Source organism: Vreelandella sp. 162(4c) (genome assembly GCF_058152265.1).
Map to the genome: position 1 here is coordinate 4,806,556 of NZ_CM176981.1, position 14,506 is coordinate 4,821,061.

General features: G+C 57.5%; 10 protein-coding genes. 2 read left to right on the top strand and 8 right to left on the bottom strand.

All coding sequences use genetic code 11. The features are described 5' to 3' along the window. Positions 1–137: 137 nt before the first annotated feature. The 4 genes from pgi to ptsP all read right to left on the bottom strand — a co-directional run bounded on the left by pgi (position 138) and on the right by ptsP (position 7,567). Positions 138–1,799 carry a glucose-6-phosphate isomerase gene (gene pgi, locus AC4EYZ_RS22105; protein WP_427769834.1) on the bottom strand — a complete coding sequence of 554 codons (1,662 nt, stop codon included), beginning with the start codon at positions 1,797–1,799 and terminating at the stop codon, positions 138–140. 178 nt (positions 1,800–1,977) lie between these two features. After that, positions 1,978–3,717, bottom strand: coding sequence for a PTS fructose-like transporter subunit IIB (locus AC4EYZ_RS22110; RefSeq protein ID WP_041158636.1), 1,740 nt, complete (start codon positions 3,715–3,717; stop codon positions 1,978–1,980). Further along, on the bottom strand, positions 3,714–4,697 hold the full coding sequence (pfkB, locus tag AC4EYZ_RS22115; protein ID WP_490204019.1) for a 1-phosphofructokinase: 984 nt from the start codon (positions 4,695–4,697) through the stop codon (positions 3,714–3,716). The genes AC4EYZ_RS22110 and pfkB overlap by 4 nt, the downstream gene beginning before the upstream one ends. After that, positions 4,697–7,567, bottom strand: coding sequence for a phosphoenolpyruvate--protein phosphotransferase (gene ptsP, locus AC4EYZ_RS22120; RefSeq protein WP_490204020.1), 2,871 nt, complete (start codon positions 7,565–7,567; stop codon positions 4,697–4,699). The genes pfkB and ptsP overlap by 1 nt, the downstream gene beginning before the upstream one ends. Positions 7,568–7,867: 300 nt before the next feature. On the opposite strand from ptsP, the gene cra reads away from it, so the two are divergent. Then, the gene (cra, locus tag AC4EYZ_RS22125) at positions 7,868–8,845 is read left to right on the top strand and encodes a catabolite repressor/activator (protein ID WP_022523011.1); all 978 of its coding nucleotides are present in this window, start codon (positions 7,868–7,870) and stop codon (positions 8,843–8,845) included. On the opposite strand, the gene AC4EYZ_RS22130 is transcribed toward cra, so the two are convergent. Continuing rightward, positions 8,842–9,318 (bottom strand): methylglyoxal synthase, encoded by a 477-nt coding sequence (locus AC4EYZ_RS22130; protein WP_022523012.1) that lies wholly within the window; start codon positions 9,316–9,318, stop codon positions 8,842–8,844. The two genes, cra and AC4EYZ_RS22130, sit on opposite strands and share 4 nt — an antisense overlap. Before the next feature lie 104 nt (positions 9,319–9,422). Further along, a complete protein-coding gene (gene pyk / locus AC4EYZ_RS22135) occupies positions 9,423–10,925 on the bottom strand; it encodes a pyruvate kinase (protein ID WP_009287090.1) in 1,503 nt (500 codons plus the stop codon). A 211-nt stretch (positions 10,926–11,136) separates the two neighbouring features. Here pyk and gap point away from each other — a divergent pair, with 211 nt between their 5' ends. Continuing rightward, positions 11,137–12,141: a type I glyceraldehyde-3-phosphate dehydrogenase gene (gene gap, locus AC4EYZ_RS22140; protein ID WP_474192607.1), complete on the top strand. Its 1,005-nt coding sequence runs from the start codon at positions 11,137–11,139 to the stop codon at positions 12,139–12,141. A gap of 14 nt (positions 12,142–12,155) precedes the next feature. On the opposite strand, the gene AC4EYZ_RS22145 is transcribed toward gap, so the two are convergent. Then, entirely contained in the window at positions 12,156–13,187 is a 1,032-nt protein-coding gene (locus AC4EYZ_RS22145) for a LacI family DNA-binding transcriptional regulator (RefSeq protein ID WP_035538316.1), read from the bottom strand. Positions 13,188–13,370: 183 nt separating this feature from the next. After that, complete coding sequence (locus AC4EYZ_RS22150; RefSeq protein WP_474192606.1) at positions 13,371–14,477, bottom strand: ABC transporter ATP-binding protein; 1,107 nt, start codon at positions 14,475–14,477, stop codon at positions 13,371–13,373. Positions 14,478–14,506: the final 29 nt, after the last annotated feature.

Genomic DNA, 14,506 nt, shown 5'->3' on the forward strand with positions numbered 1-14,506 from the left:
TCCATATTTAAAAATAAGTGCACGAAGGTGGTTGATCAGCTCTAGTCGTTTTCAATGGCTAATCTGCACAATAAAAATGCCTTGGCTTGTTCCAAGGCATTTCTGGTTCCGAATGCTTAAAGATACTGTCGTTCAATCTAACCTTTCTTTTTACTCGCCTTTTTACCGCTTTCGGCTTGGCCATTTTTTTCCATACTGCCACTCTGAAAATGCGCACGCACCAGTTCCAACAGTCCCTGCGTGGAGGTGTCGAAGTCAGCGGCGTTGGTGTCGATGCGTTCGCTGATTTCACCGGCGATGCGCTTGCCGAGCTGTACGCCCCACTGGTCAAAGGAGTTGATGTTCCAGATTACCCCTTGCACAAACACCTTGTGCTCGTAGAGCGCGATTAGTGCCCCCAGGTTTTTCGGCGTTAGCTCATCCAGCAGTAGCGTGCTGGAAGGACGGTTGCCGGGACAGCTGTAGGGGTCGTGTTGACTGAGCTCTTTGCTGTCCCCTTGGCTGCCTTCCATAAAGGCGTTGGCCTGGGCGAGCATATTGGTCAGTAGGGCGAAGTGGTGGTCTTCCACGCCCGGTTCGGGTTTGAGCGAGGCAATAAAATCAATCGGCACGTAGCGGGTGCCCTGGTGCAGTAGCTGGAAGAAGGCGTGCTGGCCGTTGGAACCGGTTTGGCCCCATACAATCGGGCCGGTTTTATAGTTCACCGGGTGGCCGAAAATATCCACCGACTTACCGTTTGACTCCATATCCAGCTGCTGCAAAAACGAAGGCAGTTGGTTCAGCGCCTGGTCGTAAGGCACGATGGCTTGGGTCTCAGCGCCAATAAAGTTGATGTACCAAATACCAATCAGTGCCATCAGCACGGGCATGTTTTGCGAGAAGGGCGCGTTGATGAAATGGTTATCCATCTCATGAGCGCCTTCCAGCAGTTCGATAAAGCCTTCGAAACCGATCGACAGCGCAATCGGCAGCCCGATGGACGACCACATGGAGTAGCGTCCACCCACCCAGGCCCAGAACTCGAACACGTTCTCTTCGCGAATGCCGAACTCCATGGCTGCTTTGCGGTTGGTGGAGGCGGCAATAAAGTGCGCGCCTACGTCGGCGTCTTCGCCAGCGTTCTCCAGGAACCAGCGCCGCGCGGTTTTGGCGTTAAGCAGGGTCTCCTGGGTAGAGAAGGTCTTGGTGGAGACGATAAACAGCGTGGTGGCGGGGTCGAGGCGCGAAAGTACCTTCTGAATATGGGTGCCGTCCACATTGGAAACGAAGTGGAAGTGGAGTTCCGGATGGCGGTATTTGAGCAGTGCGCGAACCGCCATATTGGGCCCAAGATCCGAGCCACCAATGCCGATATTGACCACATCTTTAATGCGTTTGCCGTTGTAGCCTTTCCATTCACCGCTGCGCACCGCTTCCGAGAACAGCTTGATCTGCTCGCGGGTGCGGGTTATCTCCGGCATAACGTCTTCGCCGTCCACATATACCGGCTCATCGCCTAAGTGACGCAGAGCCGTATGCAGTACCGGGCGGTTTTCCGTAACGTTGATAATATCCCCGGAGAACATCTGTGCCCGGCGCTGTACCAGTGCGGAGTGGTCGGCTAGCTCAATCAGCTTGGTAAGCACTTCATCGGAGACATGGTGCTTGGAGTAGTCGAGAAACAGACCGCCCACCCGTAAACTCATTTTCTCAAAGCGCTGCGGGTCATTGGTGAAGTAGTCACGAATGCGGTCGTTTGCGGTTTTGTCGCGCAAGCGTTCAAGTGCCTGCCAGGTAACACTGCGAGTGAGCTGAAACATAGGATGATCCGTTTGTTATAGGTGAATTGGTGATCAAAAAGTAGGTTATGTAAAAATACTACATAAAAAATGACAAAGAGTAGAGGGTATAAGTGGCGTAAAGAGGTACTAAATGCGTAAAGCGACGTATTTAAAAGGGCAGGCATGTTCGCCTGCCCTCATTTTTTGGTAACAGCGGTTAGGTGGCGAGTGCTACCTGGGCCGCATCACGTTTGATAAACGCATAGCTTAAACCCGTCACCAACGAGCCAGCCACAATAGCGCCAAGGTAGAGCAGTACCGGGGTAATGGCGTTGGGAATCAGCAGTACGAAGATACCACCGTGAGGAGCCATGAGTTGCGCGCCTACCAGCATCGAGAGGGCGCCTGTGAGTGCGCCGCCCACCATGCAAGCGGGGATAACGCGTAGCGGGTCTTTCGCCGCAAAGGGAATCGCGCCTTCGCTGATAAAACAGAGGCCCAGTACAAAAGAGGCTTTGCCCGCTTCCCGCTCCGGTGCCGAGAACTTGTTGCGCGCTACAAAGCTGGCAATACCCATACCAATGGCAGGTACCATTCCCGCCGCCATGATCGCCGCCATGGGGCCGTAAGTTTCAGAGGCTAGCAGGCCTACGCCAAAGGTATAAGCCGCTTTGTTGACCGGGCCACCCAGATCGAAACACATCATCGCGCCGAGCAGGATACCCAGTAGCACAGCGTTGGTGGAGCCCATGGACTCCAGGAAACTGGTCAGAGCATTAAGCAGCGCCGCGACCGGTTCGCCAATCACATAGATCATGGTGAGGCCGGTGACCAAACTGGCGACTAGCGGAATGATCAGAATTGGCTTCAGGGATTCAACGCTAGAGGGCAGTTTGACGTAGCGAGTAACCGCCAGCGCCACGTAGCCCGCCAGGAAACCCGCCAAAATACCGCCGATAAAGCCGGAGCCGATATTGGCCGCCAGCATGCCACCAATCATACCCGGTGCGATGCCGGGGCGGTCGGCGATGGAGTAGGCAATATAACCTGCCAGCACTGGAATCATCAGTGCAAAGGCGGTGCCACCGCCGATCTGCATCAGCGCGGCGGCCAGAGTGCCTTCCTGCTCAAAGGCCTCAATACCGAACACAAAGGAGAGTGCAATCAGTAGGCCGCCCGCCACCACCATTGGCAGCATAAAGGAAACGCCGGTGAGCAGGTGCTTATAAACGCCTTTCTCTTTGACGCTCTTATTTGCTGTGCCCGCATTGCTGCTGCCGTTCTCTATGGCGGCCTCGCTGAGCGCAGCTTCAAGCGTGGGGCGCGGTTTTTTTAGCGCGTTGCCAGTAGAAGTGCGGTAGATGCGCTTACCAGCGAACCGCGACGGATCAACGTCGATATCGCAGGCCAATACGACTATGTCGGCGTCGGCGATCTCTTCTTCGGTCAATTTATCTTGTGCGCCCACCGAGCCTTGGGTTTCCACGCGAATGGCGTGGCCCATGGCTTTGCCCGCCTCTGCGAGTGCTTCGGCGGCCATAAAGGTATGCGCCACGCCGGTGGGGCAGGCAGTGACAGCAACGATTTTCTTGCCACCCGCGCTGTTTGCAGCGGTAGATGCGCTAGTAGTAGAGGCGGCAGGTGCGCTATAAATCGGCGCTTCACGCTTAGCCTGGGCTAGAAAAGCGCTGGGATCGGGGAGTGCGCTGGCAATCGGTGCTTGGAATAGCCGCTTGCCTTCAAAGCGCTCTGGGGCAGGCACGTGATCGGCGGCGACCACGATCAAATCGGCATTGGCGATCTGCTCGGCAGTAGCGGCCTGGAGCGGCGCGACTTCGCCGTGCATTTCCACATGCGCCGACCAGCCTTGGCGCTGGGCGGCTTGTTCCAGGCGCTTAGCCGCGAGGAAGGTGGTCGCCATGCCGCTGGGGCAGGCGGTAATCAGAATAATATTCATAGCGTGGCTCCCTCGGTGATGGTGTCGTCAAGACGCCGTATCCGGGTGTGTTGTTGGAGTGAATCGAAATCGGCAGCGTGGGGGTTGCCCACGCCAACGTGGCGCACGGCCTCGGCCGAGAGCGCGGTGGCAAAGCGCAGCGTCTGTTCAGCGTCTTGCTGGCCGTTCTGATGAGTCAGCAGGCCGTGGAGCATGCCCGCGACAAAGGTATCGCCGGCGCAAACGGTATTCGTCGCGGTAACCTTAGGAGGTGTGGCGTGCCAGGCACCTTGAGCGTTAACCCACAACACCCCTTCGGCACCCGCTGAAATCAGCGCATGGGCGATGCCGCTTTTATGCAGCCGTTTAGCCGCATTCAAGCGAGCATCGGATGAGGTCATATCTTCGCTCGCCCACTCTGCCAGTTCGTTTTCATTAGGCTTAACACCGGCGGGGTGAGTCGCTATGGCCGCATTGAGTGCCGGGCCACTGGTATCTACCCAGAGCGGTACGCCGCTGGCGTTTAAGTGGTTTAACAGCGCGCTGAAATCGACCAGTGACAGCCCGGGGGGCAGGCTGCCCGCCACGACGACCGCCTGGGGGGGCGTCGCGCTGAAAAGCTCGGTATTTAGCGTGTCGATCAGCGCCTGCAAATGCGTGGCGTCAATGGGCATGCCGGGGCCATTAATATCGGTAACGCGGCCGCTTTGTTCCGCAATTTTGGCATTAATACGGGTTTCTCCCGGCACGCGCACAAAGGCGTCGGTCAGGGAGTACTGGGTAAATGCCAATTGAAAGGGAGCGTCGTTATCGGCACCTAAAAAGCCGCTGACGGTGACGTCGTGGCCAAGGCCTGCCAATACGCGGGCAACGTTAACGCCTTTGCCTGCCGCTTCTAACTGCGCGCTGGTGGGACGGTTGACGCTGCCTAGCACCAAGGCGTCAAGAGTAAACGCCAAATCCAGTGCCGGGTTCAGGGTAATGCATAGCACGCGGGCCATTAGCGCGCCTCCAGTGCATCGCGCACTTCATCGCTAGTCGCCTGATTCAGCGCTAACTGAGCGCTGGCTTGGGCATCAGCGAAGTCAAACTCGCGCAGGCGGGCTTTAACCAGCGGGATCTGCCGCGCGCTGACGGAAAGCTCGTCCACGCCCAGGCCTACCAGCACCGGAATGGCTACGGCATCTGAGGCCAATTCGCCGCACACGCCGACCCATTTGCCTTGGGTATGGGCAGCCGCCACGGTCATTTGAATCAAACGCAGCACAGCAGGGTGCAAACCATCGGCTTGGGCAGAGAGTTCCGGGTGGCCGCGGTCGATAGCCAGGGTGTACTGGGTTAAGTCATTAGTGCCTACTGAGAAAAAATCCACCTCGGCGGCGAGGCTGGGTGCCAGCAGCGCGCTAGAGGGTATTTCAATCATCACCCCCAACTGCACATCGGTGGCGCGCTGGGAAGTAGGGATCTCTTTGAGTAGGCGATCGTAGATGGCTTTTACAGCGCGGAACTCAGCGATATCTTTGACCATCGGCAGCATAATCCGCAGGGGACTATCCTTGCCTGCCATCAATAACGCACGCAATTGGGTCTTGAGCACATCGGGCTGTGTCAGCGCTAAGCGAATACCGCGCAGACCCAGGAAGGGGTTGTCTTCTTGGGGTACCGGCCAGTAGGGCAGTGGCTTATCACCGCCGACATCTAATGTGCGCGCTACCAGCGGGCGGCCATCCAGGGCATCAATTGCCTGACGGTACTCGCTAATCTGAGTGGCTAAGTCTGGTGCGCTGGCGTGGGCCATGAACAGGAATTCAGTACGCAGCAGGCCAACGGCCTCAGCACCGCGTTCCACTGCATCAGCGGCGTGGGCAGTGTTGCCCAGGTTGGCGGCGACTTCCACACGGTGCCCATCGCGAGTTTGGGCGACCTCGAAGCGGCTTTCCCAGGCATCGGCTTCGCGCTGCTGGAGGTCTAGTAACTGCTGCTCGGCACGCTGTAGGCGCTCTTCGGAAGGTTGCGACGTCACTCGGCCACGCTCGCCATCCAGAATCATCATACTGGCGTTGTTAAGCGCCATCACCGCTTGACCCGCGCCCACCACGGCGGGAATGCCCAGTGCACGGGCCAGAATAGCGCTGTGCGCCGTGGCGCCACCGCGAACGGTAAGCAGGCCGCGCACACGGGAAGTATCCAGCCGGGCCACATCGGAAGGGCCGATATCGTCCATCACCAGAATATAAGGGTGATCCGGCGGTTCGGGGAGCGTCACATCGCAGAGTACGCCCAACACCCGGCGACCTACGTCGCGCAGGTCGGCAGCGCGTTCGGCCAGCAGGCGGTCAGCGAGCATCTCCTGGGCGTGGGCCGCGGTTTCAATCGCTTCCCACCAGCCCGCTTCCGCCGAGCGCCCTTCACGAATGGCATCCGTCGCCGCGTGATGGAGCTCCGGGTCGTCGAGCATCTCTTCGTGCATTGAAAGAATATCGGCGACTTCGCCACCGGGGGCGTTATGCACCAATGTCTGCAGCTGGGCGGCACCCTCTTTCAGCGCGCTATTTAAACGGCTGATTTCGTGTTCAGCGTCGCTGGCGTGTTCGGCGTACTCGAACTGCATCGGGCGAATGACAAATACTGGCGCAATGGCCAAGCCCGGCGAGGCGGCCACGCCGGCGTGGGGCGTATCGGCAGCGAGAGGCTCAACGGCCGGTGTAGCGGTGCTCGCTTCCTGCGTGCTATCAAAGCCGCCGTCAAAGGGCGTTACTTTTTCTCCCAGGCCCGATTCAACAGCCTCGGCGACGGCCTCTAGCGCCGCGCTTGCCTGCTCACCCTCGGCTGACAGCACCAGCCACTGGCCGCGGCGTGCGCCCAGGCCAATCACTTTGGTTAGACTGGCGGCGGAAACCGGGGTGGCGCTGCCTTCTTCCAAACGTGCCTGAATCGGCATGGCCTGGGCGCGCGCTATCTGTACCAACTGTTTGGCGGGGCGAGCGTGCAACCCATGGGGGTTGAGCACCCGTACCCGACGGGTTTGGGTATTTGCGGTTTCGCCCGCCAGGGTGGCTAACAGCTGATCGCTGGTTTTGCCCACCAGGCTTTGGCTTTCGCTGTTTTCCAACACCGCCATCAGTTGCTCTAGCAGGGGGCGGTGGGCATCGCCATGGGCGGCCAGGCAGAACAACGCATGCACCGGATGACCAGCACTTTCCAGGGTTTGTTCAGCAGGTGTGGCCACCCCAAGCGCGGGCTGATTAACGCCCTGGGCGCTGCTAGCCAGCCACAGTCCTTTACCTAACCAGGTCGGCTGTGCCGCGGCGACGGTGGAAATAAAGCTGTTATCGACACAGCCGCTTTGGCGTAAGCGGGCGGCTGCAGCCAGGGCGAGTTCTTGTGGGTCGCGTGCCGGAAAGTTGACGCATAGGGTGTCGACATCCAGGCGCGGTTCTAATGCTGGTTTCGAAAGCAGCCGCGCTACATCTGCCGCGGAGGTGGCGTTTGCCAGTTGCTCGGAAACGCCTTCGCGATCCAGCACATGGGTGAGCTGGCGCAGAATATCCAGGTGCTCATCATTCTGGGCGGCAATCGTTACCAGTACGTGCACCTGCTGGCCGTCGTGCCACTCGACCCCTTGTGGAAACTGCAACACGCGCACGCCCGTCTGCTTCACATACTGACGGCTTTCCGGTGTACCGTGGGGTATTGCGATGGCGTTGCCTAGAAACGTTGATGATTGTGCCTCGCGGGCGTGTAGGCCGTCGCGGTACTCGGCCTCAACCAATCCGGCCTCAACCAGCGCCTCAGCGGCACTGTCCAGCGCGGTTTGCCAGCTGTCGGCGTGGCGGCCTAGCAAGATGTCATCGGGGCCGAGTGTCAACATAGTATTCTCCTGTAAACGCGCACTGTCGGCATTTTAATGGGGCAGCGTCGACGCAGCGTCGTGTACATAAAGTGATCGTCGTTAAATGATCATGGTAATGGCGTTGATGCCAATGAGATGAACCGTGCCGTTTCAGTCGGTTTATCCTTGCCATTAAATCTGGGTATGGTGCTATTAAATCTGCACATAGTGCTATGCTGAATCGATTCACTGAATGACACAAGGTTTGAGCTTTTAGACTTTGGTCTGGTAGGCGCTAACTTGCTGATAAACTGCCCGGTCACACCAGGGGGAAACCGCATGACACTTGCCGATATTGCCCGGCTAGCCGGCGTCTCGCGCACCACTGCTAGCTACGTCATTAATGGTCAGGCCGAGCAGCGCCGCATTAGCGCAGCGACAATTGAAAAAGTGATGGCGGTGGTGCGGCAACACCGCTATCACATTGACCCTCAGGCGGCTGCGCTGCGCCGGGGTGCAAGCCGCTTGCTGGGGCTTATCGTGCCGGATTTGGAGAACATTAGTTATGCTCGCCTAGCCAAACGCCTGGAGCGGGGTGCACGGGAGCAGGGTTATCAGCTGTTGATCGTAAGCTCAGATGACTGTGCAGAGAGTGAACGGACACTCGCGTTGGCGCTGCGTGCGCAACGCTGTGAGGTGTTGATAACCGCCAGTTGCTTGCCTAGCGACGATACTTTTTATGCCGACCTGGTAGACGAGGGATGGTGCGTGGTGGGGATGGACCGTGGCCTCAACCCGACGCGCTTTGCCAGTGTCGTGAGTAACGATCAGGAGGCGGCTAAGACGTTGACCCGTTCGGTGATCGGCGCGGCGACCAAGCGTATTGCCTGGTTGGAAGCGATGCCGGAGCTGTCGGTTAGCTGTGAGCGGCGGGTGGGTTTTCAGGCGGCCCTTGAAGGCAGCATGATTGAACCGCTTTATCTTACCGGGTCGCACTATGAACGTAGCGAAGGGGCGCGTTTAGCGATTCAATTGCTGGATGAACAGGGCGGTGCCGACGCACTGGTGACAGCGTCCTATACGCTGATGGAAGGGGTGTTTGATGTATTCTTGGAGCGTGGTGGCCTGCCGGAAAATATGCGTCTGGCCACCTTTGGTGATCACCGGCTGCTGGATTTCCTTCCTCAGCCAGTGAACTCGGCGCTACAGGATTATGACCGTATTGCCGAGTTAACATTGCGCTGTGCCCTAGCTGCTATGAACGGCCACTATGAGAGCGGGCTGCAGGTGGTGGCGCGTCATCTGCACCGGCGTTAAACCGTGCGCGCCTGGGCCCAAGCTGCTGCATCTGGTATCGACATATCGTAACTCTCGCTCAAGTAGGGTGAGGAGAGCACGAAGTCGGCGCTCGCCGCATTGCAGGCAACGGGGACATTCCACAGCGCCGCTAAACGCAGCAACGCTTTGACATCCGGGTCGTGGGGCTGGGGTGAGAAGGGATCCCAGAAGAAGATCAGCACATCCAGCCGCTGCTCCGCAATCCGAGCGCCAATCTGCTGGTCACCGCCCAGGGGGCCGCTCATTAGACCCTCGACTTCTAACCCTAACGCGGTTTTAAGCCGCTTAGACGTTGTTCCCGTGCCAATCAATTCGTGCTGGCTCAGCGTATCCTTCCAGCGAGTTGCCCACTCAAGCATTTCGCTCTTCTTGCCATCGTGGGCAATTAGCGCAATACGCTTGCGCGCTTGCAGCGTACGGATGGCTTGGCGGGGCGGTTGCGCGTCACTCATTTCGTCACTTCCCTCATGGTTCTATTGCCTTTCGGTCTTATGGCCGAATGGTTTTTCTTTTTAAAGGTCGTAAAAGCTAAAAGCTCGCTACAAAGGTTAGACCGTTACTCGCTATCAAAGGCAAGGATTTTCATCGTATTGGTGCCCCCATGGGCATTCATATGGTCGCCGCGAGTGAGAATGACATGCTCGCCAGGGTGGATAAATCCCTGTGCCTGCAAGCATTTCAATGCTTCTTGGTTAAGGTTGGCCGGATCCATATCGGTGGTGTTGAAAGGAATGGAAACCACGCCACGATAGAGCGCCATACGCCGCTGGGCGATAGGGCTGTGAGCCAACCCTACGATAGGCAGGCCGGAACGAATGCGCGATGCAATCAGCGGTGTATAACCGGTGGAGGTCATGCAAGCGATGGCGCTGACGCCGGATAAGTGATTCGCTGCATACATCGCCGATAGCGCGATGGTTTCATCGATGCGCTCAAAGCCCTCATGAATACGGTGGCCTGACTCCTGAGCGAGACGCTCACGCTCGGCACCCAGACACACACGGTTCATCGCTTCGATGGTTTCCACCGGGTAGTCACCTGCGGCGGTTTCCGCAGAGAGCATCACTGCATCGGTGGCGTCGAGCACCGCGTTGGCCACGTCGAAGACCTCGGCGCGGGTGGGTAGCGGCGACTCGATCATCGATTCCATCATTTGGGTGGCGGTAATGACGGCACGGTTGAGTGTGCGTGCGTGCTTGATAATGCGCTTCTGAGTACCGATCAGCGCGGCGTCGCCAATCTCAACGCCCAGGTCGCCCCTGGCCACCATGACCGCCTCAGAGGCTTCAATGATGCCATCCAGCGTAGCATCGTCGGCAACCGCTTCGGCGCGTTCAAGCTTAGCCACCAGGCCGATCTCTTTCCCGGCTTCGCCAAGCAGCTCGCGGGCTTCTTGCATATCTGCGGCGCTGCGCGGGAAGGAGACGGCTAAGTAGTCAACGCCAATCTCAATAGCGGTTTTTAGATCGGCCTTATCTTTCTCAGTAAGGGCGGGCGCTGAGAGTCCTCCTCCCTGCTTGTTAATGCCCTTATTGTTGGAGAGCTTGCCACCTACGTGAACGCGGGTATGCACTTCTTGTCCAATTACACGGGTGACATCGAGTACCAAACGGCCATCGTCGAGCAGTAGGCGGTCGCCCTCAACGACATCATCGGCCAGTGTTTGATAGTCGCAGCCGACGCGTTCTGCAGTGCCGCTATTGGCGTCCAGCGCCATGTCCAAGACAAATGCCTGGCCGACATTGAGGTTGACGGCGCCTTCGACAAAACGCGCAATACGAATTTTCGGCCCTTGCAGGTCGCCCAGCGCAGCAACGCTGCGGCCAAGGCGTTCGGCGATCTCGCGGACTTCGCTTAAGCGACGGCGGTGGTCGTCTGCCGAGCCGTGGGAGAAGTTAAGCCGCACCACATCCACACCGGCTTTTAGCATCGCTTCCAGCACGCCGGGGCGATCACTGGCGGGGCCGAGTGTGGCAACAATTTTGGTGCGCCTTAAAGGCGTATGGGAATGAGGGTTGGTAGACGCCGGTGCTGCTGTATTCGAGGTTGCATTCGTCATGGGCGCTCTCCTTGAGTAAGGGGATTGTGGGCAATTTAGTATTGGACTACGATAGCGTTTATATAGTAATTTTACTACATATTGGATATTTACTAGCCTTTTGGGGCGGTTGAAACGCTGTTTATCGGCCTCATGACGCTTAAATACGTATTTTTAGTAATTTTTTTACTAAAGGTGCAGATTGTTACTATTGGTCAATTGAGGAGCTATCATGACAATAAGAGTTGCGATTAACGGATTTGGCCGTATTGGCCGCAATGTACTGCGCGCCCTTTACGAAAACAGCTACCGTGACCGCGTACAGGTCGTCGCCATTAACGATCTCGGCGACCCCTCGCTAAATTCCCACCTGCTGCGTCACGATACCGTGCATGGCCACTTCCCCTTTAAGGTAGAACACGACGCCGAGAGCATCACGGTGGATGGTGATCGTATCGCCATCTCCTCAGAGCGCGATCCAGCGGAGTTGCCGTGGGCATCGATGAATATCGATCTGGTGATGGAGTGCACCGGGTTGTTTACCAAGCGCGAGGCGGCGGCCAAGCATATCGAAGCGGGTGCCAAGCGCGTGCTGATTTCCGCACCCAGCCCCGACGCTGATGCGACGATTGTGTATGGCGTTAATGACCAAGTGTTGACCGCTGAGCACACGGTTGTCTCTAATGCTTCCTGCACCACCAACTGCCTAGCGCCGGTCGCGAAAGCGTTGAACGATGCAGTCGGTATCGAAAACGGTTTGATGACCACGGTGCACGCTTACACCAATGATCAGAACCTCTCGGATGTTTACCACTCTGACCCCTACCGGGCGCGCAGTGCAACGCACTCCATGATCCCGACCAAAACCGGTGCTGCCGCAGCGGTGGGCTTGGTGCTACCAGAGCTGGCGGGTAAATTTGATGGCCTAGCCGTTCGCGTACCGGTGATCAACGTCTCGCTGGTGGATCTGACCTTTAGTGCCAGTCGCGATACCACTAAAGAAGAGATTAATGCCATCGTTGAGAAGGCCGCGGCTAACTCTCCGGTATTGGCTGTTAACGCTGAACCGCTGGTCTCTATTGATTTCAATCATGATGCCAACTCATCGACCTTCGATGCTAATCACACCCGCGTGAATGGCCGTCTGGTTAAAATCATGGCGTGGTACGACAACGAGTGGGGCTTCTCCAACCGTATGCTGGATACTGCGCTTGCCATGCAGGCGGCTGCTAAGTAATACCCTCCTAAGGGCTAAGGGCAGGTGTCGCCCAGCAGCAGCTCAGTTTGCAGCAACTGCTGGGCGAGGGGGATGCGGCCAAGAATCATCTGCGCTGCGACTCGCCCTTTGCCCACGCTATCCTGGCGCACCGTGGTTAAACGCGGTGCGCGGTACTGTCCTTCAGCAATGCCATCGAACCCGGTAATGCGTAACTCTTCCGGCACCCGTATACCGCGCTGCTCGGCTAGCGTTAGCGCCGTGAGTGCAATACGGTCAGACATGCACAGCAGCAGGTCTGGCCGTTGTTCTAGTGGCTGGTCGAGAATCTCGGCAATCACCGGCGAGCACACCTCAAAGGTATTCTCCTCGATATTCCAGAGCGGCACTTGCGCCACATCCACACCTTGCTCACTCAGCGCGTTATGAAAGCCCTCAAGGCGGGCACGGCTAATGGTACTGGTGTTGGGCAGCAGCGTGTGCTCCGCCGTCACGCGGCCGTTGCAGACCTCTTTGGTTAAGCGCAGGTTGATAATCGCCGGGCGTTTGGGCAACTGGTTAAGCGCATGCTGGGCGATTTTATAGCTAGCAGCTGTATCATCGATATGCACCGTCGGGCAGCCTTCAATATCAAAATCGACGGCCACCAGGGTGCGTTGGGCGGGCAGTTCATCGAGCAGCTTATTGTTGGGCATTAATCCATAAACGATAAAGCCATCGGCGATATTGGCGGAGCCCGGCGGCTGTGAGGCATGGCCGCGACCCGGCAATAACAGCAGCGTGTGGCCGTGGGCATCAAGAACTTCGGCAACCCCTGATAAAAACTCGCTGGCCACGGCATCGTTCAAACTGTAGGTCAGGCTTTCCGCAAGAATCACCGCAATAATCCGCGAGCGGCCGGTGCGCAGGCTGCGCGCTTTGGCGTCAGGGCCGCTGTACCCCAGCCTTTTCGCCTCTTTGAGTATGCGTTCGCGCAGGGCTGGAGAAAGCTGATCCGGCCGGTTAAAGGCATTGGAAATCGTGGCAGTGGAGACGTTGAGTTCCTGCGCAAGATCCTTGAGTGTCATACGGCGCTGATCAGTCACGGTACTTCCTTATACAGGCTTTTTTAATAATTGAAGATTAGCTATTCAAAGGATGTGCATAATAAAATCGACCCGCTGTGTGCTGCCACTCCCCATGATAAGCGAAGGGAAGGTTAGGCACACACAGAGGGTCGTTAAAGCGGGTATCTTGGTTGACTCTTGTGCTTAAGCCGCTGCTTGTTGAGTGGATAACATCAGTGCTGCACCGCTCTCATCAAACAGGTGTACTTTTTCCCAATCCGCTGCCAGTGATACCTGCTGGCCCTCCTGCCACTGGCTAGGTGCTTCGCTGCGATGGATCAACAGCGTGTCGCCCTGTTTGGGCTCAAGGTAGACGTAAACTTCGTTACCTAAATACTCGACATTGACGATATCGAAGCAGTTGTCATCAGTGGGTGCCGCTAAGCATAGGTGCTCTGGGCGAATGCCGAGGGTCAATGCTTCGCCGCTTTGCCGCTGCTGGGCATTCTGGGGCAGGGCGAGCTCGCCAACTCCTACGGCTCGCACACGACAGCCGTTGGCGTCACCAGCGAGTAACTCTGCGGGCATGAAGTTCATGGTGGGCGAGCCGATAAACCCGGCAACGAATTTCGTCGCCGGGCGCTGGTACAACTCGTGGGGGCTGCCTACCTGCTCAACGTGTCCGCCATTGAGCACCACAATTTTGTCGGCCAGGGTCATGGCCTCCACCTGGTCGTGGGTCACGTAAATCATGGTGGAACCAAGGCGGTTATGCAGCCGTGCGATCTCGTTACGCATTTGTACCCGCAGCGAGGCATCCAGGTTGGAGAGCGGCTCGTCAAAAAGCAGAATACGCGGTTCACGCGCCATGGCTCGGCCCATGGCCACTCGCTGGCGCTGCCCGCCAGAGAGCGCCTTGGGTTTGCGGTGGAGTAGCTCTTCAAGCTGCAGAATCTTTGCTGTGCTCATGACCCGCTCGTGCACGGTCTCTTTGGCGGTCTTGGCCAGTTTCAGGCCAAACGCCATATTGTCGTAAACGGTCATATGCGGGTAGAGCGCATAGGATTGAAACACCATGCCCACACCGCGTTCCCGCGGTGGCAAGTCATTGACCACGGTGTCATCCATGCTCAGGTCGCCATCGCTAATCGATTCCAAACCGGCGATCAGGCGCAAAAGGGTCGACTTGCCGCAGCCGGAGGGGCCAACGAAAACCACAAATTCGCCGTCGCCAATATGTAGGTCCACATCGTTAATAATGTGATCGCTGCCAAACACTTTGTTGATCTTACTAAGCGTAACACTTGCCATAGGTGACTCCTTACCGACCTCAATGCTTA

Bases quoted from the DNA above. Each gene is read 5' to 3' on its own strand.
- pgi (WP_427769834.1), bottom strand. From the start codon at position 1,799: ATGTTTCAGCTCACTCGCAGTGTTACCTGGCAGGCACTTGAACGCTTG.
- AC4EYZ_RS22110 (WP_041158636.1), bottom strand. From the start codon at position 3,717: ATGAATATTATTCTGATTACCGCCTGCCCCAGCGGCATGGCGACCACC.
- pfkB (WP_490204019.1), bottom strand. From the start codon at position 4,697: ATGGCCCGCGTGCTATGCATTACCCTGAACCCGGCACTGGATTTGGCG.
- ptsP (WP_490204020.1), bottom strand. From the start codon at position 7,567: ATGTTGACACTCGGCCCCGATGACATCTTGCTAGGCCGCCACGCCGAC.
- cra (WP_022523011.1), top strand. From the start codon at position 7,868: ATGACACTTGCCGATATTGCCCGGCTAGCCGGCGTCTCGCGCACCACT.
- AC4EYZ_RS22130 (WP_022523012.1), bottom strand. From the start codon at position 9,318: ATGAGTGACGCGCAACCGCCCCGCCAAGCCATCCGTACGCTGCAAGCG.
- pyk (WP_009287090.1), bottom strand. From the start codon at position 10,925: ATGACGAATGCAACCTCGAATACAGCAGCACCGGCGTCTACCAACCCT.
- gap (WP_474192607.1), top strand. From the start codon at position 11,137: ATGACAATAAGAGTTGCGATTAACGGATTTGGCCGTATTGGCCGCAAT.
- AC4EYZ_RS22145 (WP_035538316.1), bottom strand. From the start codon at position 13,187: ATGACACTCAAGGATCTTGCGCAGGAACTCAACGTCTCCACTGCCACG.
- AC4EYZ_RS22150 (WP_474192606.1), bottom strand. From the start codon at position 14,477: ATGGCAAGTGTTACGCTTAGTAAGATCAACAAAGTGTTTGGCAGCGAT.